Annotated in this window: 17 protein-coding genes, 1 tRNA gene and 1 pseudogene; 12 read left to right on the forward strand and 7 right to left on the reverse strand. The window is 46.0% G+C overall.

The window, feature by feature from the left end:
- Positions 1-118 precede the first annotated feature (118 nt).
- The 4 genes from araE to FEM44_RS04155 form a co-directional block, all read right to left on the reverse strand.
- Positions 119-1,537 carry an arabinose-proton symporter AraE gene (araE, locus tag FEM44_RS04135; RefSeq protein WP_135521160.1) on the reverse strand — a complete coding sequence of 473 codons (1,419 nt, stop codon included), beginning with the start codon at positions 1,535-1,537 and terminating at the stop codon, positions 119-121.
- A gap of 315 nt (positions 1,538-1,852) precedes the next feature.
- Positions 1,853-2,614, reverse strand: coding sequence for a 2-dehydro-3-deoxy-D-gluconate 5-dehydrogenase KduD (gene kduD / locus FEM44_RS04140; RefSeq protein ID WP_064529824.1), 762 nt, complete (start codon positions 2,612-2,614; stop codon positions 1,853-1,855).
- Positions 2,615-2,642: 28 nt separating this feature from the next.
- On the reverse strand, positions 2,643-3,479 hold the full coding sequence (gene kduI / locus FEM44_RS04145; RefSeq protein ID WP_130207764.1) for a 5-dehydro-4-deoxy-D-glucuronate isomerase: 837 nt from the start codon (positions 3,477-3,479) through the stop codon (positions 2,643-2,645).
- Between the two features lie 278 nt (positions 3,480-3,757).
- On the reverse strand, positions 3,758-4,945 hold the full coding sequence (locus tag FEM44_RS04155; protein WP_135521159.1) for an acetyl-CoA C-acetyltransferase: 1,188 nt from the start codon (positions 4,943-4,945) through the stop codon (positions 3,758-3,760).
- A 254-nt stretch (positions 4,946-5,199) separates the two neighbouring features.
- Here FEM44_RS04155 and FEM44_RS04160 point away from each other — a divergent pair, with 254 nt between their 5' ends.
- The 5 genes and pseudogenes from FEM44_RS04160 (at position 5,200) to FEM44_RS04180 (ending at position 11,144) form a co-directional block, all read left to right on the forward strand.
- Positions 5,200-6,429, forward strand: coding sequence for an amino acid permease (locus FEM44_RS04160; protein ID WP_064529821.1), 1,230 nt, complete (start codon positions 5,200-5,202; stop codon positions 6,427-6,429).
- Between the two features lie 460 nt (positions 6,430-6,889).
- Positions 6,890-7,521 (forward strand): annotated as a pseudogene (locus FEM44_RS04165) (helix-turn-helix transcriptional regulator).
- A gap of 342 nt (positions 7,522-7,863) precedes the next feature.
- Complete coding sequence (locus FEM44_RS04170; RefSeq protein ID WP_135521157.1) at positions 7,864-8,679, forward strand: winged helix-turn-helix domain-containing protein; 816 nt, start codon at positions 7,864-7,866, stop codon at positions 8,677-8,679.
- Positions 8,666-9,148 carry a hypothetical protein gene (locus tag FEM44_RS04175; protein WP_138158866.1) on the forward strand — a complete coding sequence of 161 codons (483 nt, stop codon included), beginning with the start codon at positions 8,666-8,668 and terminating at the stop codon, positions 9,146-9,148. Before FEM44_RS04170 ends, FEM44_RS04175 begins: the two co-directional genes overlap by 14 nt.
- Positions 9,149-9,737: 589 nt before the next feature.
- Positions 9,738-11,144, forward strand: a complete 1,407-nt coding sequence (locus FEM44_RS04180) for a winged helix-turn-helix domain-containing protein (RefSeq protein WP_138158868.1) — start codon at positions 9,738-9,740, stop codon at positions 11,142-11,144.
- 164 nt (positions 11,145-11,308) lie between these two features.
- On the opposite strand, the gene FEM44_RS04185 is transcribed toward FEM44_RS04180, so the two are convergent.
- Positions 11,309-11,382: transfer RNA gene (locus FEM44_RS04185), tRNA-Gly, on the reverse strand.
- Positions 11,383-11,460: 78 nt separating this feature from the next.
- Complete coding sequence (gene actS / locus FEM44_RS04190) at positions 11,461-12,219, reverse strand: amidase activator ActS (protein ID WP_130217906.1); 759 nt, start codon at positions 12,217-12,219, stop codon at positions 11,461-11,463.
- 366 nt (positions 12,220-12,585) lie between these two features.
- On the opposite strand from actS, the gene xdhA reads away from it, so the two are divergent.
- Genes xdhA through xdhC form a run of 3 tightly spaced genes read left to right on the forward strand, consistent with a single transcriptional unit; the run spans position 12,586 to position 16,248 of the window.
- On the forward strand, positions 12,586-14,883 hold the full coding sequence (xdhA, locus tag FEM44_RS04195; protein ID WP_135521156.1) for a xanthine dehydrogenase molybdenum-binding subunit XdhA: 2,298 nt from the start codon (positions 12,586-12,588) through the stop codon (positions 14,881-14,883).
- 10 nt (positions 14,884-14,893) lie between these two features.
- Complete coding sequence (gene xdhB, locus FEM44_RS04200) at positions 14,894-15,772, forward strand: xanthine dehydrogenase FAD-binding subunit XdhB (RefSeq protein ID WP_135521154.1); 879 nt, start codon at positions 14,894-14,896, stop codon at positions 15,770-15,772.
- Complete coding sequence (xdhC, locus tag FEM44_RS04205) at positions 15,769-16,248, forward strand: xanthine dehydrogenase iron sulfur-binding subunit XdhC (RefSeq protein ID WP_135521153.1); 480 nt, start codon at positions 15,769-15,771, stop codon at positions 16,246-16,248. The genes xdhB and xdhC overlap by 4 nt, the downstream gene beginning before the upstream one ends.
- Before the next feature lie 40 nt (positions 16,249-16,288).
- Here xdhC and FEM44_RS04210 read toward each other — a convergent pair whose 3' ends face one another.
- Positions 16,289-18,067 (reverse strand): sigma-54 interaction domain-containing protein, encoded by a 1,779-nt coding sequence (locus FEM44_RS04210; RefSeq protein WP_135385564.1) that lies wholly within the window; start codon positions 18,065-18,067, stop codon positions 16,289-16,291.
- Positions 18,068-18,545: 478 nt separating this feature from the next.
- Here FEM44_RS04210 and ygeW point away from each other — a divergent pair, with 478 nt between their 5' ends.
- Genes ygeW through hyuA form a run of 4 tightly spaced genes read left to right on the forward strand, consistent with a single transcriptional unit; the run spans position 18,546 to position 23,696 of the window.
- Positions 18,546-19,733, forward strand: coding sequence for a knotted carbamoyltransferase YgeW (ygeW, locus tag FEM44_RS04215; protein ID WP_001360948.1), 1,188 nt, complete (start codon positions 18,546-18,548; stop codon positions 19,731-19,733).
- A 58-nt stretch (positions 19,734-19,791) separates the two neighbouring features.
- Complete coding sequence (dpaL, locus tag FEM44_RS04220; protein ID WP_135521151.1) at positions 19,792-20,988, forward strand: diaminopropionate ammonia-lyase; 1,197 nt, start codon at positions 19,792-19,794, stop codon at positions 20,986-20,988.
- A gap of 57 nt (positions 20,989-21,045) precedes the next feature.
- On the forward strand, positions 21,046-22,257 hold the full coding sequence (locus FEM44_RS04225) for a YgeY family selenium metabolism-linked hydrolase (protein ID WP_064529812.1): 1,212 nt from the start codon (positions 21,046-21,048) through the stop codon (positions 22,255-22,257).
- A 53-nt stretch (positions 22,258-22,310) separates the two neighbouring features.
- Complete coding sequence (gene hyuA / locus FEM44_RS04230) at positions 22,311-23,696, forward strand: D-phenylhydantoinase (protein WP_135521149.1); 1,386 nt, start codon at positions 22,311-22,313, stop codon at positions 23,694-23,696.
- The last annotated feature ends 47 nt before the right edge of the window (positions 23,697-23,743 follow it).

Consider the following 23,743-nt stretch of genomic DNA (forward strand, 5'->3'; position numbering starts at 1 on the left):
TCCTTTCTCCTGACTTGTGAGTTAATGCAGCAAGGCTGAATAAGGAACTCAACGGCCTGGCGCCTGATCTCTATTAGCGAAAAAAAGGCCGGATGTACAGCACATCCGGCCAGAGACATCAGATGCCGATATTTCTCAATTTCTCGCCTGCCATCAGTTTGCGTTCGATATGTTCCAGCGTGACATTTTTGGTTTCCGGAATGAGCCAGAAGGTAATGCCCACAAACGCAATGTTCAGCGCGGTGTAGAGCCAGAACGTACCGGCAGCACCAATGCTGTCGAGCAGCGTCAGGAAGGTCGCGCCGATAATCATGTTCGACACCCAGTTCGTGGTGGTCGAACAGGTAATACCAAAATCGCGGCATTTCAGCGGCTGAATTTCAGAGCACAGGATCCACACCACTGGCGCGGCGCTCATCGCATAACCGGCAATACACATCATCGTCATGCCAACAGAGAGCCAGGACAGGCCACTGGAAGCCGTACCGTTATCAAACTGCATCAGGCAATAGCCCAGCACCAGAGTGCCTAACGCCATCACGCTGAAGCCAATTTTCAGAGCCGGCTTACGCCCTGCTTTATCTACCGTAAACACCGCAATAAAAGTAGCAAACATAAAGGTTAGCCCCACGACCAGAGTCGCAATTATCTGCTGTTCGGTCGTCGTAAAGCCCGCCATTTTGAAGATGCGCGGCGCGTAGTACATGATGATGTTCATACCGGTAAATTGTTGCATCGCCTGCAACAACATACCGAGGAATACCGCACGACGTACGTTACGGTTGATTTTAAACAGCGCCCAACCGCCCTGTTTTAACTTCAGGCTTTCACGAATTTCGTTAAGTTCTTCTCGCGCTTTTTCTGATGTATCGCGCAGCATACGCAGCACTTCTTCCGCCTCGATATGACGCCCTTTCTCCGCCAGCCAGCGCGGGCTATTTGGCAGGAAAACAACCAGAATAATCAGCAGGACTGCCGGTAAGGCAAGAACACCTAACATTGCACGCCAGTTACCGCTATAGCTGAATGCCGTGTCGGATAAAAATGCCAGCACGATGCCCAGCGTTACCATCAATTGGTACATACTGATCATCTTGCCACGTACATTTTCACTCGCCATTTCAGAGAGGTACAGTGGAGCTGTATAAGAGGCAATCCCCACGGCAATACCAAGCACCACACGAGCGGCGATTAACATTTCTACGCTGGTCGCAAAAGCCGACCCTATCGAACCGAGCACAAACAGGATAGCCCCTGCCATCAAACTGTATTTACGTCCCAGGCGGAACGACAGCCAACCATTGAACAGCGCACCAATTGCCGCGCCGAGCATCATGCTACTGACCACCCATTCCTGCAATCGACTGGTTAGCACAAAGTGATCGGTAATGAACGGCAACGCTCCGGCGATGACCCCGATATCAAGACCGAATAACAATCCTGCGACCGCAGCAGCTACCGAAACAAACATATTCATACGACGCGTATCTCGCAGAGGACGCGGCGTTAAAGCAGATTCCGTATTGATAGTAACCATTTTTTTCCTGCCAGCAGAGAATAAGACATAGTGAAAAAATACGTGAACAACTCATTCTGGTGTCAGGTCGGAATTAGTATAAATATGGATTAAATTGCTACGACATACGGTTATGTGATGGACATTCCAATTTTCAAATTAAGTAAAATTATTAACATTATTATTAACTACCTAATTTTAAAGCAGATAAAACTCATAAAGTTTATTAATTGATAATTTATATGGATTATTTCATAACCGAGATATGGATTATGATGATCTGCAGGTATAAAAAACCCTGCCATATGGCAGGGTCATAAAAATGAATTGAATAACTTAACGCGCCAGCCAGCCGCCATCTACGGCGATGGTATAACCATTCACATAGTCTGAAGCACTGGAGGCAAGGAACACCACTGGCCCCATTAGATCGCTCGGCAATCCCCAACGCCCTGCCGGGATGCGGTCAAGAATTTCCGCACTACGCTTTTCATCAGCCCGCAGTTGTTGGGTATTGTTGGTCGCCATGTAGCCCGGAGCAATCGCATTAACGTTGATGTTATGTTTTGCCCATTCGTTCGCCATCAGGCGGGTCACGCCCATCACGCCGCTTTTTGATGCGGTATACGAAGGTACGCGGATCCCGCCCTGAAATGAGAGCATCGAAGCGATATTGATAATCTTGCCGCCGTTGCCCTGTGCAATGAAGTGTTTCGCCGCCGCCTGGGACATGAAAAATACACTTTTGATGTTCAGGTTCATCACATCGTCCCAGTCTTTTTCACTGAAATCGAGTGCATCTTCACGGCGAATCAATCCGGCGTTATTGACCAGGATATCAATATGGCCGAACTCTGCTACCGCACGATCCAGCAGTGCAGGAATGCCATCAATCTGACGTAGATCGGCGGTCAGGCTTAAAAAGCGACGCCCCAGCGCCGTGACCTGTTCAATGGTTTCGGTCGGTTCAACGATATTAATACCGACGATATCACAGCCCGCTTGCGCTAGTCCCAGCGCCATCCCCTGCCCCAGTCCAGTATCACAACCAGTGACTACCGCGACTTTACCATCAAGAGAAAATTCTTTTAAAATCATGACAATACCTTATTCATTTTGCCCGCAACTAGCGCAGGTCTTTAACGGCAACGTGGTCCATATCATCGAAGACCTGGTTTTCACCGACCATGCCCCAGATAAAGGTATAAGCTTTGGTCCCTACGCCGGAGTGGATAGACCAACTCGGGGAAATGACTGCCTGCTCGTTATGCATCACAATGTGACGCGTTTCTTGCGGTTGCCCCATCATGTGGAAAACGCAGGCGTCATCATCCATGTTGAAATAGAAGTAAACTTCCATCCGACGCTCGTGGGTGTGGCATGGCATGGTATTCCACAGGTTTCCCGGAGCCAGCTCCGTTAGCCCCATGCTCAACTGGCAGGTTTCCAGCACATCTGGCACAAAATATTTGTTAATTGTGCGACGATTACTGGTGATGTTATCGCCCAGCGTAACCGGAGCGACTTCAGCCGGGGTCACTTTTTTAGTGGGATACGTCGTATGAGCAGGTGCGCAGTTGTAATAAAACTTCGCCGGAGTGGCACTATCAATGCTGGCAAAGACCACTTCTTTTGCACCTTTACCAACATAGAGAGCGTCGCGGTGACCGATTTCGTAGCATTGACCATCGACGGTAATCGTACCAGCGCCGCCAATATTAATAACGCCCAGCTCGCGACGTTCCAGGAAGTAGCTCACGCCCAGTTGTTTTCCAACTTCCCCACCAACGGAAACCGTTTTTGCTACCGGCATAATGCCGCCAACAATAATGCGGTCAATGTGGCTGTAAACCATCGTGTACTCATCCGCGACGAATACCTTTTCAACCAAAAATTCATTGCGCAGCCCCTGGGTATCCAGCGTTTTTGCATGCGCACTGTGGATGCTCTGTCTTACGTCCACATCAACCTCCGATAATCATTGAACTGTAAAATCACAACGATTGTGAAACATCGTTTCGTTTTATTCTTTAAAGGATGATATGCCTGCACAGTGTGCTTTTCAATCAAAAATAAAACATTGTTTCATTTTTTGATTAGAGATTGAGAAAAGTGTCGCGTCGATCACGAATAGGTCAGGTGAAGGAAAAATTCAGAGTCTATAGGGTATGTGCGCAGACGTGCCAACCATCATCATGAAATGGCTTGATGGCGGCAGATGTTTAACGAATAGAAAGGAATTTAGATCGGGTCGTCACGTTCAATAGTTAACGCCACGCCCTGACCACCGCCAATACAAAGTGTAGCCAGCCCTTTACGCGCATTGCGTTTTACCATTTCATGGACCAAAGAAACCAGAATACGGCAACCGGATGCGCCAATCGGGTGACCCAACGCAATTGCGCCACCGTTAACATTGACCCGACGTTCATCCCATTCGAGCATTTTGCCAACGGAAAGCGCCTGCGCGGCAAACGCTTCATTAGCCTCAATAAGATCGACATCAGAAAGCTGCCAGCCCACACGCTCAAGGCAACGGCGAGTCGCATATACCGGAGCAATACCCATCAGCGCAGGATCAACACCAACACTGGCAAAGGCGCGAATACGTGCCAGCACGGGTAAATTCAATTCTCGCGCTTTGGCTTCGCTCATCATCATTACTGCAGCAGCACCATCATTAATAGATGAAGCATTACCCGCAGTAACAGAACCGTGGCGATCAAATGACGGATTTAAGCTAGCCAGCCCTTCTGCACTGGCATCCGTACGCGGCTGCTCATCGGTATCAACAATCAATAGTTGCCCATTGTTTTGCGTTCTTACCGGGACAATCTCATCGTTGAATCGTCCAGCGTCAATGGCCGCCCGCGCTTTTTGTTGTGAACTAAGTGCATAGGCATCTTGTAATTGACGGCTGATACCATATTCACGCGCCAGATTTTCGGCAGTGACACCAATATGGTAATCATTGAATGCATCCCATAAGCCATCATGCACCAGACTATCAACCAGTTGGCTATCACCAAGCTGTGCTCCGGTACGGCTATCAGTCAGGACATGTGGTGCGCGACTCATGTTTTCCTGACCACCGGCGATGACAATATCAGCCTCGCCACACTGGATCGCTTGTGTGGCAAGGTGCAGTGCTTTTAACCCGGAACCACAAACATCATTAATCGTAATTGCCGAAACACTGTTGGGTAGACCACCTTTAATGGCCGATTGCCGTGCCGGATTCTGCCCAGCCCCTGCGGTCAGAACCTGCCCCAGAATCACTTCATCCACCGCATGTGCAGCAACGCCAGTGCGTTCTAATAACGCTTTCACGACCAGGCTACCAAGTTCTACGGCAGAATGGCCAGCCAACGCTCCACGAAAGCAGCCGATAGGTGTTCGTAACGCACCGACAATCACAACGTCTTTCATCACAACCTCGCACAGATTAACAGCGCAATAGTAAATGATTGTTAATAAAAATTATTTTAAATGTTTAAAAATAGTGATTTTTATCACAAAGGAAATTCACCGGAATGAGGGATGGATACCCAACTGGCACGCAAGGTTTGCATCTACTAACCCATGAATCCATGAGCTGATATAGCGTTAATCTCCCATGTTTGACCTGGTTTATGGTAAATTGCCCTCCATTTTTCTTAATTTGTAGATGATACGTTCAAATAATGTCTAAAATTTGGTCAAAAGAAGAAACTCTCTGGAGCTTCGCACTTTACGGCACAGCCGTTGGCGCAGGCACGCTCTTTCTCCCTATTCAGCTAGGTTCAGCGGGAGCGGTAGTCCTGTTTATTACAGCACTGGTCGCATGGCCTTTAACATATTGGCCACATAAGGCCCTGTGCCAGTTCATCCTTTCTTCAAAAACATCCGCAGGCGAAGGGATTACTGGCGCAGTAACTCATTACTATGGCAAGAAGATCGGCAATCTGATTACCACTCTTTACTTCATTGCTTTTTTTGTCGTCGTGTTGATATATGCAGTGGCAATCACCAATTCGCTGACAGAACAACTGGCAAAGCATATGGTCATCGACCTGCGCATTCGTATGCTGGTGAGTCTGGGTGTTGTGTTAATTCTGAATCTCATCTTTCTGATGGGGCGCCATGCCACAATTCGGGTAATGGGATTTTTGGTGTTTCCACTAATTGCCTATTTCTTATTTCTTTCTTTCTACCTCGTCGGTAGCTGGCAACCAGCTCTATTAACTACCCAGGTAGAGTTCAATCAGAATACCCTTCACCAGATATGGATATCGATTCCCGTGATGGTTTTCGCCTTTAGCCATACGCCCATTATTTCTACGTTTGCTATTGATAGACGTGAAAAATATGGCGAACACGCTATGGATAAATGCAAAAAAATTATGAAAGTCGCTTATCTCATCATCTGCGTGAGCGTACTTTTCTTCGTCTTTAGCTGCCTGTTATCAATACCACCTTCTTATATTGAAACAGCTAAAGAGGAGGGCGTTACCATTTTATCGGCACTTTCTATGCTGCCAAATGCCCCTGCATGGTTGTCGATTTCCGGAATAATTGTCGCGGTTGTAGCAATGTCTAAATCATTTTTAGGCACCTACTTTGGTGTTATTGAAGGTGCAACGGAATTAGTCAAAACAACGCTACAGCAGGCAGGGGTTAAAAAAAGCCGTGCATTTAACCGCGCGCTATCAATTATGTTAGTATCACTGATTACTTTCATCGTTTGCTGCATAAACCCTAATGCAATTTCGATGATTTATGCGATCAGTGGTCCACTTATTGCCATGATTCTTTTTATCATGCCAACGCTGTCAACATATCTCATCCCGGCACTTAAGCCCTGGCGCTCCATCGGAAATCTAATTACGTTGATCGTCGGTATCCTGTGCGTATCGGTAATGTTCTTTAGCTAATCACTGATGTGAATGGTTCAAAATAACCACTATTTTGAACCATTCCAATTCTTACAATGCGCATCTTGCATTGTTCACCCTCCCCAAATGCTCCATAACTTAAACGAACATTATCAAGCTGTTATCCTAAATAAAAATCTGAACATCTTAATTAAGACTATTTAAGATGCATCACTTAGATTTACAAGATATCTTCTGGTCATTCGAAAACAATTTGCAGTATAGATATTCTTAATACATTAGGCACTTGTCTGATTTGCAATAAGGTCAACATGATTAACTGAGTGAAATCCAATCACATTTAAAGCTTAATGATGCACGCTTAAATATGTCATTAAGAATAATATCAAATACGGATTAAACACAATTTTTCATAAAAAGCTTACTAAATCAGAGTGTATTGACATCATCAATAACCAATGAAATTATGCAATTATCTATGAATAGGGAGGTTATTAACATGAGGCTTTGTAGTCGCTATAAAAGTCTTACATGCAATAGTTGCTCAATGCATTGCCAAATAATGCCAGAAAAATCACCACGGTTGCAGTATTGTGCAAATGCATGTTTTTGTATGTGGCCCGAAGAGAGTTCGTATTTTAATCGTGGCGTGGTTGAAGGTATATTAAGTAAAAACCACAATGCTCGATTAAGTGGATATATTTTTGTAGATTTTTCAGTAAGCTTTTTGCGCCTTTTTTAGAGAGTGACTGGATCGACTATCTTACGAGTACTGAGATGGGAATAGTGTTAGTAAGCGATCGAAATATGCAATCTCTTGCTAATTACTGGAGAAAACACAATTCCGCGATATCAGCCATTATATATAATGATGATGGACTGGATATTGCCAACGAAAAGATCAGGCAACTATTCATTGGTCGTTATTTGTCATTTACCAGAGGTAATACGTTAACTCAAATGGAATTCACCATTATGGGACATATGGTTTCTGGTTATAATCCATATCAGATTGCAGAGGTTCTTGATATGGATATCCGTAGCATCTACGCCTACAAGCAAAGAATTGAAAAAAGGATGGGTGGTAAAATAAACGAATTATTTATCCGCTCACACTCCGTTCAGCACTGAAACGTATCTGTCAATAATAATAAGAATTGTATATACGGGCACTTATAAAGATGCCCGTATTTTATCACATTAACTTTTAATTCAGTTTATTTGAGCGCTTATTTAATTATGTCACCTTACGCGCTACCACAAAAATGAAAAGATATTGCGAGAAGAAGGCATAAAGACAACGGTTAAGAGTGTTAAATTTGTTAATTCACATGGAATTTTAAGTTGCATTGATATGCTATAATTATAGTTTGCATGATAAATATAAAATTAATATATATTTATTACATGAATACTAATATACTTATCAAACTATATAATTTAAATTTACTTAATTTTGTGTTTCATTGACGTATGTACTGGATTATTAACGATAATATTGAGTTCTGGCCAGAGCACAGAAAATTAATTTCGGTACATGACGCCGAGCTTAACGCCGTTCTGACAACGCCAGCAAGCAGGTGCTTATCGCTGCTACTTGAAGCCTTTCCTGATGTGGTTGCACAACAGGATTTTTTCTCCAGAGTCTGGGAAGAAGAAGGCATGCGAGTACCGGTCAACACGTTATATCAAAATATATCGATTATCAGACGCGGGTTTCGCACGGTTGGTGAAACCAACCATTCGCTTATTGCAACCGTACCGAGAAAAGGTTTTAAGCTCAGTAATGATGTAAGCATAGAAAACCATGTAATAATCCCTTCTGCAGATGCACAAAAGACCATATCTCCCCAATGCTTGAACGTTAAAGATGAGTTTAAAGAGACAAGTGCTCATCCAGATAATTATCTCAGAAATATAGTCAGGCTATCTAAAAATTATTTACCCATGCTAAGTGCATTTTCCGTAGGTTTGCTTACCGCATTTTTTCTCTGGCACAATAGTCAGCCCAAATCATTCTTTAAAGATTACAAAACTGTTGCACAAATAAATGGTTGTCATTTCAACGTTACAGAAGATAGCATTGATGGGCTGAAAGATCTCAATAAATATAAGAACCGTATATTAGGATCTGGAATTGATTGTAAAAAGTACCCCTGGCTATATTTCCCCCTCGATAAGTCATCTCCCGGATTGATTGTTATGGCATGCAAAAAAAACTATAGTAATAACACAGTTGCAGACTGTTTAACTCTATCGTATCGTGGAGTTAACCATGATTCGTTATAAAAAAATGCTGTTTATTATTTTATGCTTTCTCAGTGGCTTCATTTTTTTTATTGCCTATCATTATTCCAAAGAGCAAATAGTATACAATGAGAAATGCACGGCCAATTGGATTATATTTAATGACCAGGGAAGGGCTAATCTCACTATTGACTTTATGTATAATAAAAATAAAAAGACAGGAACTGTTGCACTTAGCGGCACCTGGAAGCAAAACACTAACACTTATAAATCATTTCGCCGAGATATTGAATATACGTGGATCGAAAATTATGACACTTTGCATCTTACCTCTACCAAAATAAATAAATTTGATATTATTGATCAAATTTCAGATGATAACCTGGCACAACTCCTGCCTGATTTTTATATATTCCCGGGAAAAATGATAAGCTATAATGTTCAAAAACAGAACAATCATGATTTTCTTTTAAGCATTGGCCATAGAGCAATTATGTATTGCGCAAGGTAACAAAACAACTTGATGCTGCCTCTGTAATTAAAAGTCCAAACAACAAATGTAACATTTCAGGCATTGGAATATAACCTTTATATATTCTTATATCCATCTTCATCTCTGACGGTTCATGCGGCAATCCCCTTCCCCATTCAAATTACATCCATCATTAAAAATCCTTCCGCACTCCACTATGACAATAATGGTGTAAAAATAAATACTGGTTCGCACAGAGATGTTTAATAGAGCACATAAACATAATAGCTATTAATAAATAAAATTACTCTTGCAATAATTCTTTCGCACCAGATTGTCAGTCGACGAATAACTATTCCTCACAGCCTATCATTTCATCTTAAATGAATAATCACATTAAATTAAGAAATGTGATAAGCAGAACTTTATCAATGATTTTCAATAGGTTATATACTTACATGATTAACAAATCATTAATTAAGAATATTTCAGATTACAATCACATCAAGCTAATATAAATTAACTTAAACAATCATGATGAATTTCGTTAAATGAAATATATGAATATCAATTATATCTGTTACTCATGCAGGATGCCAAAAACCACAAACTTAATAGAGGTGAGCTAATGGATTTAGAAAATAAGTTCTCATATCATTTCCCTGATGGAATCATACTTACAGAGGATGGTATTCTTACAAAAGGGAATGAGGAATTTTACATCCCGCCGAAAGAACTCGGTGTATTATTTGTATTGCTTGAATCTGCGGCAAATGTTGTATCCAAAGATGCGATTATCGAATCTGTATGGAAAAATGTAATTGTAAGTGACGAATCCCTTACACGATGCATCTATTCATTAAGATGTATTTTTGAAAGAATTGGCTACAACCGTTGCATTGAAACCATATATAGAAAAGGTTATCGATTCAGTGGGCAAGTATTCAAGATAAAAGAAAATCAAGATAATGCTCCAGGCAGCACTATTGCTTTATTTCCATTTACAATATCTCACAGTAGTCAGGATCCATTAGCGCTTAATCAGGAACTTGTACAACTAATCTCAAATAAAAAAACCGACGATCTATATATATATCCAATGACTGCAACCCAGTATTGCATAGATAATAAATCTCAGACAGCCTTCCTGGCCAGGTTCAAACCCGATTATTTTGTCACAGGAAGAATCAGCAAATATGATGCTTCAAATAGTTTATATATTGAAGTAATCGATGCAAAAAGTTTTTATCTTATTGCCAGCACACATCTTCAGGCAGATGACATACAAAAAATCTCACACTTTATAATTAGTAACTTATATCTGGCAATGAAGAAACCTAAAGTAGAACCAGGTTTTATGTCCCGACACGTACCTTCTGATGAAAATATTTTATCAGCCGAAATGTCTGCTGGAAAAAATGAACTGAATGAATTCACGCCTGAAAGCATTGCCAATGCAATAACTATATTTGAAAGTGTTAAAAATAAATCTAATGCTCAGTCAATAACCAATGAATGCTATTGCCTGTTGGCTGAATGTCATATGTCTATGGCACTTCATGGTCTATACGAACTTAAACATGCAACTCAAAAAGCATTGGCCTTTATAGATAAGGTATCTGATAAAAATATTTTCGATGGGAATATTTTAGGAATTATGGGACTGATAACCGGTCTTTCCGGACAAACGACTGCATCACGCATTTTTTTTGACCATGCACAGACACAAGTATTAGATGTAGCCTCCTTGTATTACTATAAGACACTGGTAAATATATATAACGAAAGAATTGAAGATGCCATCGCTTGTATAGACCAGTCACTGCTACTTGAACCCAAAAGACATAAAACTACTGTAATAAAAAAATGCATTGATGTATATGTTTCTACTACACACAATGAAAGAAACGCATTCTCTTATCACGGCACAGAGAAAGAATATCATTTAGTTATTATCAATAACATTCAAAAACTGAAGCAATTGACAAAAGGTAACAGCATTACTGATTTTGATGCTCAATATGAGGTAGCTTGATCTGCAAAAAATATCATAAAAAGAATAGCGCTCTATATTTTGAGCTATACACTCTATTTTTATAGGGGATATTGGATTTATCTACATCTGACGTGAACGTATCAACAATAACGGAAGAATTCGATGGCTACTGAAAAAACCGAGAAAGAGAAAAAATAAGAAACTGGAGCGGGCGAAGGGAATCGAACCCTCGTATAGAGCTTGGGAAGCTCTCGTTCTACCATTGAACTACGCCCGCTTCGAGATGCGTAAGGCATTATAAACCTTACGCTCTCCTAAGCAAGTGCCTTGCTACTGACTGCTGATTAATTCGCCATCAGCACTTTGGCTTGCTACCCTGTGGCGGCAAGTAGCGCAAAGGATCTATTGCCGTAGCACGGTAGCGAATCTGGAAATGTAGCCGCACGGATTCCGCATCAGTACTCCCCATAGTCGCTATCTTTTGCCCGGCTTTAACACTTTGCCCATTGTTCACCAGCATCGTGTCGTTATGGGCATAAGCAGTAATGTAATCTTCACTGTGTTTAATCATTATAAGATTACCGTAACCACGCAGCTGATTACCCACATATACCACTTTCCCGGCACCTGCAGCGTATATTGGGGTCCCGCGTGCCGCCGCAATATCAATCCCTTTATTGCCGCCATCTGCCATTGAGTAAGGCATAATAACCTTTCCGCTCGTTGGCCATAACCAGCAACGTTGCCCAACCGGCGGCCATGAAGATTTCGAAACGGCCGAAGACGGTGTCACTGACGCTGTTTTTGTCGTCGATTTGCCGGTGGATTTGCGCGTGCCGTTACTACTTTTTTTCGCCCCACCCAGTTTCAGCTTTTGGCCGATTTCTATGGTATAGGGGGGGGAGATATCGTTGAGTCGGGCTAGCTCTTTTACGCTGGTTCCCGTGGTGCGTGAAATACGATAAAGCGTATCCCCCCGTTTCACGGTGTAAACGGAGCCGGAATACGTTCCTGTATCTGATGATTTGCTACCCGAGCAGCCAGCCAGAAGCAGCCCTACCGATAACAGCATCACGATACCCAGAGTTTTTTTATTCAGGCGTCCTGCGCTCAAAATCTTTCCTCGCTAAAAAACAAGACGCTATATCATAGCAGCCCCCCGTCAGATCCCCAATCCATTGAGTGGGAACAGGCATGTACGAATCAATAACTGTTAAAGAATCAATTAGCCCCGTTGGCCAACATCGGCCCCCCCTGATTGACCTCTAATACTCATTTATCACAATGATTTTTATCACGCTCATATTGATAAACTGCACTCACTTTCTTTGCTGATAAAAATGCATCATCCGTAGTGTTTTTTTAACGGCATCACACTTCCCCCCTCCCCTCGTGTTTATAGTCGTTTCTGGCGTAATTCTTGCCTGCAAAGACCTAATCATTGCCATAAGAACCAAATGTTCAAACCAAGGGGATTTCTATGGAAGCGCGGGAAGCAACCGCTACAGGTGAATCATGCATGCGCGTCGATGCCATTGCGAAGGTCACCGGGCGGGCACGATATACTGACGATTATGTTATGGCGGGCATGTGTTACGCGAAATATGTACGTAGCCCAATAGCACATGGTTATGCGGTGAGCATTAACGATGAACAAGCCAGAAGTTTACCAGGCGTGCTGGCCGTATTTACCTGGGAAGATGTCCCTGATATTTCCTTTGCCACGGCGGGCCATGCCTGGACTCTGGATGAGAATAAACGCGATACTGCCGATCGCACTCTGTTAACACGCCACGTCCGCCATCATGGAGATGCGGTTGCTATTGTCGTTGCCCGTGATGAGCTCACAGCGGAAAAAGCAGCGCAACTTGTTCACATCGAATGGCAGGAATTACCCGTCATTACAACGCCAGAAGCGGCACTGGCAGAAGACGCTGCACCAATCCATCGCGGCGGCAATTTACTGAAACAAAGCACGATGTCGACAGGGAATGTCCAGCAAGCAATCGACGCCGCCGACTACCAGGTGCAGGGGCATTATCAGACGCCGGTCATTCAACATTGTCATATGGAAAGTGTGACCTCATTGGCGTGGATGGAAGACGATTCACGAATTACCATCGTTTCCAGCACCCAAATCCCGCATATTGTCCGCCGCGTTGTCGGCCAGGCGCTGGATATTCCCTGGTCGTGCGTGCGGGTTATCAAGCCCTTTGTCGGCGGTGGTTTTGGTAATAAACAAGATGTACTGGAAGAGCCGATGGCGGCATTTCTGACCAGTAAACTCGGCGGCATTCCGGTGAAAGTTTCCCTAAGCCGCGAAGAATGTTTTCTGGCGACCCGCACTCGCCACGCTTTTACCATTGACGGACAAATGGGCGTCAACCGCGATGGTACGCTAAAAGGCTATAGCCTGGATGTTCTGTCTAACACCGGCGCTTACGCTTCACACGGTCATTCCATCGCTTCTGCAGGCGGCAATAAAGTTGCTTATCTCTACCCGCGCTGTGCCTATTCTTATAGCTCAAAGACTTGCTATACCAATCTGCCCTCAGCGGGTGCGATGCGTGGTTATGGCGCACCGCAGGTGGTTTTTGCTGTTGAATCTATGCTGGATGATGCTGCCGAAGCGCTGGGTATCGACCCTATCGAAATTCGTTTACGCAACGCCGCTCGTGAAGGCGATGCAAATCCGCTCACAGGCAAACGCATTTACAGTGCCGGATTACCAGAGTGCCTGGAAAAAGGGCGGGAAATCTTTGAATGGGATAAACGCCGTACAGAATGCCAGAACCCGCAGGGCAATCTGCGCCGCGGCATTGGCGTCGCCTGTTTTAGCTACACCTCTAACACCTGGCCTGTCGGCGTAGAAATCGCGGGCGCACGCCTGTTGATGAATCAGGATGGCACCATCAACGTGCAAAGCGGCGCGACGGAAATCGGTCAGGGTGCCGACACGGTGTTCTCGCAAATGGTAGCTGAAACCGTGGGCGTTCCGGTCAGTGATGTACGCGTAATTTCGACGCAAGATACCGATATTACGCCATTCGATCCCGGCGCATTTGCCTCACGTCAGAGCTATGTTGCCGCGCCTGCGCTGCGCAGTGCGGCACTGTTATTAAAAGAGAAAATCATCGCTCACGCCGCAGTAATGCTGCATCTGTCGGCGATGAATCTAACCCTGATAAAAGGCCATATCGTGCTGGTTGAACGACCGAAAGAGGCGTTACTGTCGTTAAAAGATCTGGCAATGGATGCGTTTTATCATCCTGAACGTGGCGGGCAACTTTCTGCCGAAAGCTCGATCAAAACCACCACGAACCCACCTGCGTTTGGCTGTACCTTTGTTGATCTGACAGTCGATATCGCGCTGTGTAAGGTCACCATCAACCGCATCCTCAACGTTCATGATTCGGGTCATATTCTTAATCCTCTGCTGGCTGAAGGTCAGGTTCACGGCGGGATGGGGATGGGCATCGGCTGGGCGCTTTTTGAAGAGATGATCATCGACGCGAAAAGTGGCGTGGTGCGTAACCCAAATTTACTGGATTACAAAATGCCGACCATGCCGGATCTGCCACAACTGGAAAGTGCGTTTGTCGAAATTAATGAACCACAATCTGCATACGGACATAAGTCACTGGGTGAGCCGCCAATTATTCCTGTTGCCGCTGCAATTCGTAATGCGGTGAAGATGGCTACCGGTGTCGCAATCAATACGCTGCCGCTGACACCAAAACGGTTATATGAAGAGTTCCATCTGGCAGGATTGATTTGAGGATAACATCATGTTTGATTTTGCTTCTTACCATCGCGCAACGACCGTTGCCAATGCAACCAACCTGCTGGCTCAAAATCCGCAGGCCAAACTGCTCGCCGGTGGCACTGACATACTGATTCAACTCCACCATCACAATAATCGCTATCGCCATATTATTGATATCCACAATCTGGCGGAGCTTCGGGGAATTACGCTGGCGGAAGATGGTGCACTACGCATCGGCTCTGCGACGACCTTTACACAGTTAATAGAAAATCAGTTAACGCAATATCATCTCCCGGCATTATGCGCTGCGGCTTCGTCTATTGCCGGCCCGCAAATCCGTAACGTCGCTACCTACGGCGGAAATATTTGCAACGGCGCCACCAGCGCAGATTCAGCAACACCAACACTGATTTATGACGCGAAGCTGGAAATTCATTCACCGCGTGGGGTCCGTTTCGTCTCGATTAATGGTTTTCATACCGGACCAGGCAAGGTTTCCCTTGAGCATGATGAAATTCTGGTCGCGTTTCATTTTCCTCCGCAGCCAAAAGAACACGCAGGTAGCGCACATTATAAATATGCCATGCGCGATGCGATGGATATTTCAACAATCGGGTGTGCCGCTCACTGTCGATTGAACAACGGCTACTTCAGCGAGTTGCGTCTGGCATTTGGCGTTGCTGCGCCTACGCCGATCCGCTGCCAGCACGCCGAACAGGCTGCGCAAAATGCGCCATTAAACCAGCAAACACTGGAGGCCATCTGCGAATCTGTCCTACAGGATGTCGCACCGCGTTCTTCATGGCGAGCAAGTAAAGAGTTCCGTCTGCATCTCATTCAGACGATGACCAAAAAAGTGATTAGCGAAGCCGTCGCTGCGGCGGGGGGAAAATTGCAATGAATCACAGCGAAAGTATTACTATTGAATGCATCATTAACGATATGCCTTTTCAGCTTCACGCCGCGCCAGGCATGCCGCTTTCGGAACTGCTCCGCGAACAAGGACTGCTTAGTGTCAAACAAGGATGCTGCGTTGGTGAATGCGGTGCCTGTACGGTGCTGGTTGGCGGAACCGCGATAGACAGCTGCTTATACCTGGCCGCATGGGCTGAAGGAAAACAGATCCGCACGCTGGAAGGCGAAGCGAAAGGCGGCAAACTTTCTCATGTACAACAGGCTTATGCGAAATCTGGCGCTGTACAGTGTGGTTTTTGTACGCCGGGGCTTATTATGGCCACTACGGCAATGCTGGCAAAACCTCGAGAGAAACCGTTAACCATTACGGAAATTCGCCGTGGTTTGGCTGGGAATCTGTGTCGCTGTACCGGATATCAAATGATTGTGAATACTGTCCTGGACTGCGAAGAAACGAAGTAATACGCAATCCGGCCTGAATTCAGGCCGGATTTATTGATGACTATGCGCTTAACAATTCATATTTCTTAATTTTACGATAAAGCGTGGCGATACCAATTCCCAACTCATCAGCGACTTGCTTCTTACTGTTATGCCGTGAGAGTGCCTCGCGAATCATCTGCTTTTCCATCTCCTCCAGCGCTGTGCCGCCAGCATCATCAAGAGCCAAATGCGCCTCGCTGGCTTCTGGCATCTCACTTTGCTCCGTCGTACCGTTATTAACCAAATTTGGTGGTAGTAGCGTACTGTCGATGACTTCTCCTGAAGGAACGACGTTGACCAGATACTCCATCAAATTACTTAACTCTCGCAGGTTTCCTGGCCAACGATGCTTACGCAGTAACTCAACAACATCTGGAGCAATACCCGGGTAAACCGATCCCAGGCGACGGGTATGGAGATGTAAAAAGTAATGCACCAGCAGTTCAATATCTTCCTGACGCTCACGTAGCGGTGGCAGAGTGATAGGAATAACGTTAAGTCGATAGAAAAGATCTTCGCGGAATTTACCTTCGGCTATGAACTGAGCCAGATTCTGGTTTGTTGCAGAAATGATGCGGATGTCGACCTGTATTGGGCTACTGGCGCCAATAGGCAGGATCTCACGCGCTTCAATCGCCCGCAGCAGTTTTGCCTGAAGCATTAAAGGCATATCGCCAATTTCATCAAGAAACAGCGTTCCCGTGTTTGCCGCCTGAATCAGCCCTGTTTTACCGTTGGCAGAAGCACCAGTAAATGCGCCTTTAACATAACCGAACAGCTCGCTCTCCAGAAGCTGCTCCGGAATCGCCGCGCAGTTGATAGCGATAAAGGGTTTGTTCCGTCGCCCACTCAACTTATGAATAGCACGGGCCACCACTTCTTTTCCGGTCCCACTTTCACCAACAACCATGACGCTGGAGGGGCTAGGTGCGATGCGGCTAATCAGCCGTTTTAATTGCCGCATAACACGGCACTCGCCAACCAATTGTTCAATATGCGGTTCATCAGATGCATTTGCCACGGAAAAACTGGTATGGGATTGGTGAAACGCCATTAAAAATAGCTGTCGTCCCTGAATGTTATGCAACTGACCAATTATCAATTCACTTTTATCATCCCACGAGACAATATGTTGCATATGTCCATGAGTAAAATTACTCTCAAATGTTAATGGCCTGAAACGAATAAGTTTCCCAACCATATTATTTTGCACAACGCCAAGTGTTTTTAATGCAGTCTGATTAACGAACTGAACACGATTTTCTTCATCAATAACTAATACACCTTGATCCATATTATCGATCATGGTAGCAAATATTTTACTGATGTTATCTCCCGGCCCCTGATCTTCCAGGAGTTTCGAGACAAAAATAGTCGATATATGGCGAACGTAATCTGAAAATTCGCGTAAATTATCACTGATATGTTCTTGTTGCTCATGAGTAACAGCAATCAAACTTATCACTCCGACACAACGATCCTGCAGAATAACGGGCGTCCCCAGGAATGCCTTCTCACGACAACTCTCTTTACTGTCGCAGCCTTCACAAAGGGGATCGAAGCGAGAATGTGTCACGACCTTTTCGGTTTTCGTTTCGAGGACATAGCGGAGCAAGCGTGAGTTGCCACTCAACTGGCGACCAAGAAATTTCCCATATGCGCCGGTTCCAGCGACGCGACACAAGTTTTCATCAACGATCTCAACCTCAAGCTGCAAAACGCTGGCTAGCATTCTGGCAAAACGCTGAATTGTTGGTTGAATTTGCATCAAAACTGACTGCGTATTAGCAAGCTCCATAGCTTTACCTTCCAGAATCACTTAAAAGTCGATCATTGAAGACGTTGATGGTTCACAGATCATAACGATATTAACTCAGGCAAAAATCGCTTTGCTAAAAACATAAGATTTTTATCACTTTCTAATGAAATTATGGAAGTGATATCACATTTCTATATCAATATGAGAATTACGGGTGTGAGTTTATCAAACTGACGAGGTTTCACCTGCCCCTTTATCTTATTTCTGATACTTAGCAGCAAATAAATAACAGCATTAAAAAAGCCAAACGTTTTCGTATATTCTTAACTTCCGTAGTGTGGCGATAATTTGTGATCAATCCCACATATCCCCTGTCTTATTAGCGTTTCGCGACCGCGTAGATAATTCTGGCATGTTTATTGTTAGTCCCTGGTATAGCTGTGAAAACACCAATCACTTTGGCAAGTCACAGTGAAATAAACCACTTTGCCTGTCATTCCACTACCGGGACTTTATGATGAAAACTGTTAATGAGCTGATTAAGGATATCAATTCGCTGACCTCTCACCTGCACGAGAAAGATTTTTTGTTAACGTGGGAACAGACGCCAGATGAACTGAAACAAGTACTGGACGTTGCCGCAGCATTAAAAGCACTGCGTGCCGAAAACATCTCTACCAAAGTCTTTAATAGTGGATTAGGTATTTCCGTATTCCGCGATAACTCCACCCGTACCCGTTTCTCTTATGCTTCCGCACTTAACCTGCTCGGCCTTGCACAGCAGGATCTCGATGAAGGTAAATCACAGATTGCGCACGGCGAAACTGTCCGTGAAACCGCTAATATGATCTCCTTCTGCGCTGACGCTATCGGTATTCGTGACGATATGTATCTGGGCGCGGGTAACGCCTATATGCGTGAAGTTGGCGCGGCCCTCGACGACGGCTATAAGCAAGGCGTACTGCCGCAGCGCCCGGCTTTAGTTAACCTGCAATGCGATATTGACCATCCGACTCAATCAATGGCTGACCTGGCATGGTTACGTGAACACTTTGGTTCGCTGGAAAACCTGAAAGGTAAAAAAATCGCCATGACCTGGGCCTACTCCCCAAGCTACGGCAAACCGCTGTCTGTACCACAAGGCATCATCGGTCTGATGACCCGCTTCGGTATGGATGTCACCCTTGCCCATCCAGAAGGTTATGACCTGATCCCGGATGTCGTTGAAGTCGCTAAAAACAATGCTAAAGCATCCGGTGGTAGCTTCCGTCAGGTAACAAGCATGGAAGAAGCATTCAAAGATGCTGACATCGTTTATCCGAAGTCCTGGGCGCCTTACAAAGTGATGGAAGAGCGTACTGAACTGCTGCGCGCTAACGATCACGAAGGACTGAAAGCGCTGGAAAAACAGTGTCTGGCACAGAACGCACAGCACAAAGACTGGCATTGTACTGAAGAGATGATGGAGCTGACCCGTGATGGCGAAGCCCTGTATATGCACTGCCTGCCAGCCGATATCAGCGGCGTATCCTGCAAAGAAGGTGAAGTCACTGAAGGCGTATTCGAAAAATACCGTATCGCGACCTACAAAGAAGCCAGCTGGAAGCCATACATCATCGCCGCGATGATCCTGTCCCGTAAATATTCCAAACCAGGCGCACTGCTCGAACAACTGCTTAAAGAAGCGCAAGAACGCGTGAAATAACCCCCTCGGGCCGATCGACAGGTCGGCTCTCTATTTCCAGAGGCCAAAAGGATAGGATATGTCCGTTTTCTCATTGAAGATTGATATCGCCGATAACAAATTTTTCAACGGCGAAACATCACCGCTCTTTTCGCAAAGCCAGGCAAAACTGGCGCGCCAGTTCCACCAGAAAATTGCTGGCTATCGCCCAACACCGCTTTGTGCGCTGGACGATCTCGCAAACCTTTTTGGTGTGAAGAAAATTCTCGTTAAGGACGAATCAAAACGATTCGGTCTGAACGCCTTCAAAATGCTCGGCGGTGCGTACGCCATCGCTCAATTATTGTGCGAAAAATATCATCTTGATATCGAAACGCTGTCATTCGAGCATCTGAAAAATGCCATCGGCGAAAAAATGACATTCGCTACAACGACCGACGGCAACCACGGGCGCGGTGTTGCCTGGGCAGCACAGCAACTCGGTCAGAACGCGGTAATTTACATGCCGAAAGGTTCCGCTCAAGAACGCGTTGACGCCATTCTGAACCTCGGAGCCGAGTGCATCGTCACTGATATGAACTATGACGATACCGTTCGCCTGACCATGCAACACGCGCAGCAACACGGCTGGGAAGTAGTGCAAGATACCGCCTGGGAAGGTTACACCAAAATTCCAACCTGGATCATGCAGGGCTACGCCACTCTGGCAGATGAAGCCGTCGAGCAAATGCGTGAAATGGGCGTAACACCAACTCACGTTCTGCTGCAAGCCGGTGTCGGCGCTATGGCCGGCGGTGTACTAGGTTATTTGGTGGATGTTTACACCCCGCAAAATCTGCACAGCATCATTGTTGAACCTGACAAAGCTGACTGTATTTATCGCTCCGGCGTCAAAGGTGACATCGTCAACGTTGGCGGCGATATGGCCACTATTATGGCGGGCCTGGCTTGCGGCGAACCTAACCCTCTGGGCTGGGAAATCTTACGTAACTGTGCCACCCAATTTATCTCCTGTCAGGACAGCGTTGCCGCATTAGGTATGCGTGTACTGGGTAATCCGTACGGCAACGATCCACGCATCATTTCTGGTGAATCTGGCGCTGTCGGTTTGGGCGTTCTCGCGGCTATTCATTATCACCCGCAACGTCAAAGCCTGATGGAAAAACTGGCGCTGAACAAAGATGCCGTCGTCCTGGTTATCAGCACCGAAGGCGACACCGACGTGAAGCACTACCGCGAAGTTGTCTGGGAAGGCAAACACTCTGTAGCACCTTAATCACCCTATTGGAACAACTCCCCGCCAAACGGGGAGTAAAAAATCTGGAGAAAAATAATGGCTAAGAATATTCCATTCAAACTGATTCTTGAAAAAGCAAAAGATTACCAGGCAGACATGACTCGCTTCCTGCGCGATATGGTTGCTATTCCCAGTGAAAGCTGCGACGAAAAACGTGTAGTACATCGTATTAAAGAAGAGATGGAAAAAGTCGGCTTCGATAAAGTTGAAATCGATCCGATGGGTAACGTTCTCGGCTATATCGGCCACGGTCCGCGTCTGGTTGCGATGGACGCTCACATCGACACCGTAGGCATTGGTAACATCAAAAACTGGGAATTCGACCCGTACGAAGGCATGGAAACCGACGAGCTGATCGGTGGCCGTGGTACTTCCGACCAGGAAGGCGGCATGGCATCAATGGTTTATGCCGGTAAGATCATTAAAGACCTCGGTCTGGAAGATGAATACACCTTGCTCGTTACCGGTACGGTGCAGGAAGAAGACTGCGACGGTCTGTGCTGGCAGTACATTATTGAACAATCCGGCATTCGCCCGGAATTTGTGGTCAGTACCGAACCAACCGACTGCCAGGTATACCGTGGTCAGCGCGGTCGTATGGAAATTCGCATTGATGTTCAGGGCGTTAGCTGCCATGGTTCAGCACCAGAACGCGGTGATAACGCCATTTTCAAAATGGGTCCGATTCTTGGCGAGTTACAAGAACTGTCCCAACGTCTGGGCTATGACGAATTCCTCGGCAAAGGTACTCTGACTGTTTCCGAAATTTTCTTCACATCCCCAAGCCGTTGCGCAGTAGCAGACAGCTGTGCCGTTTCCATCGACCGTCGCCTGACCTGGGGCGAAACCTGGGAAGGCGCGCTGGATGAAATCCGCGCCCTGCCTGCAGTACAGAAAGCCAATGCTGTCGTTTCTATGTACAACTACGACCGTCCGTCCTGGACTGGCCTGGTTTACCCAACCGAATGCTACTTCCCGACCTGGAAAGTGGAAGAAGATCATTTCACCGTTAAAACGCTGGTGAATGCCTACGAAGGTCTGTTTGGCAAAGCACCGGTCGTTGATAAGTGGACGTTCTCAACTAATGGCGTATCCATCATGGGCCGTCACGGTATTCCGGTCATCGGCTTTGGACCGGGTAAAGAACCTGAAGCGCACGCGCCAAACGAAAAAACCTGGAAATCTCACCTGGTGACCTGTGCCGCTATGTACGCTGCAATCCCGTTAAGCTGGCTGGCAACAGAATAATTACTCTTCACCTATTTCCCTCCGGTTCGCCGGAGGTTTTTTTGGAGTTTGCTATGCGCGTATTGATCAAAAACGGCACTGTCGTTAACGCAGATGGACAAGCCAAACAGGACTTGCTGATTGAAAGCGGTATTGTCCGCCAGTTAGGCAAAGATATTTCGCCGCAACTCCCCTGTGAAGAAATTGATGCCACTGGCTGTTACGTTTTCCCTGGCGGCGTAGATGTCCATACACATTTCAATATTGATGTCGGCATCGCGCGCAGTTGTGATGATTTTTTTACCGGTACCCGCGCAGCCGCGTGTGGCGGTACAACAACCATTATTGATCATATGGGATTTGGCCCGAATGGCTGCCGATTACGCCATCAACTGGAGGTTTATCGTGGTTATGCCGCCCATAAAGCGGTCATCGACTACAGCTTTCACGGTGTTATCCAGCATATTAATCACGCCATCCTCGACGAAATTCCGATGATGGTCGAAGAAGGGCTGAGCAGTTTTAAACTCTATTTAACCTATCAATACAAACTCAACGATGATGAAGTCCTACAGGCATTACGCCGCCTGCATGAATCCGGCGCGCTGACCACTGTACACCCAGAAAATGACGCCGCAATCGCCAGTAAGCGAGCGGAGTTTATCGCCGCCGGGTTAACCGCGCCGCGCTACCACGCCTTGAGCCGACCTCTGGAATGCGAAGCCGAAGCCATCGCCAGAATGATTAACCTGGCACAAATTGCCGGTAACGCCCCGCTCTATATCGTGCACCTGTCTAACGGTTTAGGTCTGGATTATCTGCGCCTTGCTCGCGCGAATCACCAGCCAGTCTGGGTTGAAACCTGCCCGCAATATCTCCTGCTGGACGAACGCAGTTACGATACAGAAGATGGCATGAAGTTCATTCTTAGCCCACCGCTGCGCAACGTTCGCGAGCAGGACAAGCTGTGGTGTGGCATCAGCGATGGTGCGATTGACGTGGTGGCGACCGATCACTGCACCTTCTCGATGGCCCAGCGCCAGCAAATTTCTAAAGGCGATTTCAGCCGCTGCCCAAATGGCTTGCCCGGTGTGGAAAATCGCATGCAGTTGCTGTTCTCCAGTGGCGTGATGACGGGACGTATCACACCGGAGCGTTTTGTTGAATTAACCAGTGCGATGCCCGCAAGGCTGTTTGGCCTGTGGCCACAAAAAGGATTATTAGCACCCGGCTCAGATGGTGATGTAGTAATTATCGACCCACGCCAGAGCCAACAAATTCAGCATCGCCATCTCCACGACAACGCCGACTACTCTCCCTGGGAGGGCTTTACCTGTCAGGGCACAATTGTCAGAACCTTATCCCGTGGTGAAACGATTTTCTGTGACGGCACCTTTACAGGCAGAGCCGGACGAGGCCGTTTCCTGCGACGCAAACCGTTTGTCCCTCCCGTGCTCTAACCACTGCCAGGGATCTATACACAATCAAGAATGATGAGTGAGGAAAA

Origin of the sequence: Escherichia sp. E4742, assembly GCF_005843885.1 — a bacterium.
Lineage (GTDB): Bacteria > Pseudomonadota > Gammaproteobacteria > Enterobacterales > Enterobacteriaceae > Escherichia.

Excerpts from the sequence above, each read along its gene's own strand:
- xdhB (WP_135521154.1), top strand. The coding sequence starts at position 14,894 with ATGTTTGATTTTGCTTCTTACCATCGCGCAACGACCGTTGCCAATGCA.
- FEM44_RS04180 (WP_138158868.1), top strand. The coding sequence starts at position 9,738 with ATGGATTTAGAAAATAAGTTCTCATATCATTTCCCTGATGGAATCATA.
- araE (WP_135521160.1), bottom strand. The coding sequence starts at position 1,537 with ATGGTTACTATCAATACGGAATCTGCTTTAACGCCGCGTCCTCTGCGA.
- FEM44_RS04225 (WP_064529812.1), top strand. The coding sequence starts at position 21,046 with ATGGCTAAGAATATTCCATTCAAACTGATTCTTGAAAAAGCAAAAGAT.
- FEM44_RS04160 (WP_064529821.1), top strand. The coding sequence starts at position 5,200 with ATGTCTAAAATTTGGTCAAAAGAAGAAACTCTCTGGAGCTTCGCACTT.
- FEM44_RS04175 (WP_138158866.1), top strand. The coding sequence starts at position 8,666 with ATGATTCGTTATAAAAAAATGCTGTTTATTATTTTATGCTTTCTCAGT.
- ygeW (WP_001360948.1), top strand. The coding sequence starts at position 18,546 with ATGAAAACTGTTAATGAGCTGATTAAGGATATCAATTCGCTGACCTCT.
- FEM44_RS04210 (WP_135385564.1), bottom strand. The coding sequence starts at position 18,067 with ATGGAGCTTGCTAATACGCAGTCAGTTTTGATGCAAATTCAACCAACA.
- hyuA (WP_135521149.1), top strand. The coding sequence starts at position 22,311 with ATGCGCGTATTGATCAAAAACGGCACTGTCGTTAACGCAGATGGACAA.
- kduD (WP_064529824.1), bottom strand. The coding sequence starts at position 2,614 with ATGATTTTAAAAGAATTTTCTCTTGATGGTAAAGTCGCGGTAGTCACT.
- xdhA (WP_135521156.1), top strand. The coding sequence starts at position 12,586 with ATGGAAGCGCGGGAAGCAACCGCTACAGGTGAATCATGCATGCGCGTC.
- dpaL (WP_135521151.1), top strand. The coding sequence starts at position 19,792 with ATGTCCGTTTTCTCATTGAAGATTGATATCGCCGATAACAAATTTTTC.
- FEM44_RS04170 (WP_135521157.1), top strand. The coding sequence starts at position 7,864 with ATGTACTGGATTATTAACGATAATATTGAGTTCTGGCCAGAGCACAGA.
- FEM44_RS04155 (WP_135521159.1), bottom strand. The coding sequence starts at position 4,945 with ATGAAAGACGTTGTGATTGTCGGTGCGTTACGAACACCTATCGGCTGC.
- xdhC (WP_135521153.1), top strand. The coding sequence starts at position 15,769 with ATGAATCACAGCGAAAGTATTACTATTGAATGCATCATTAACGATATG.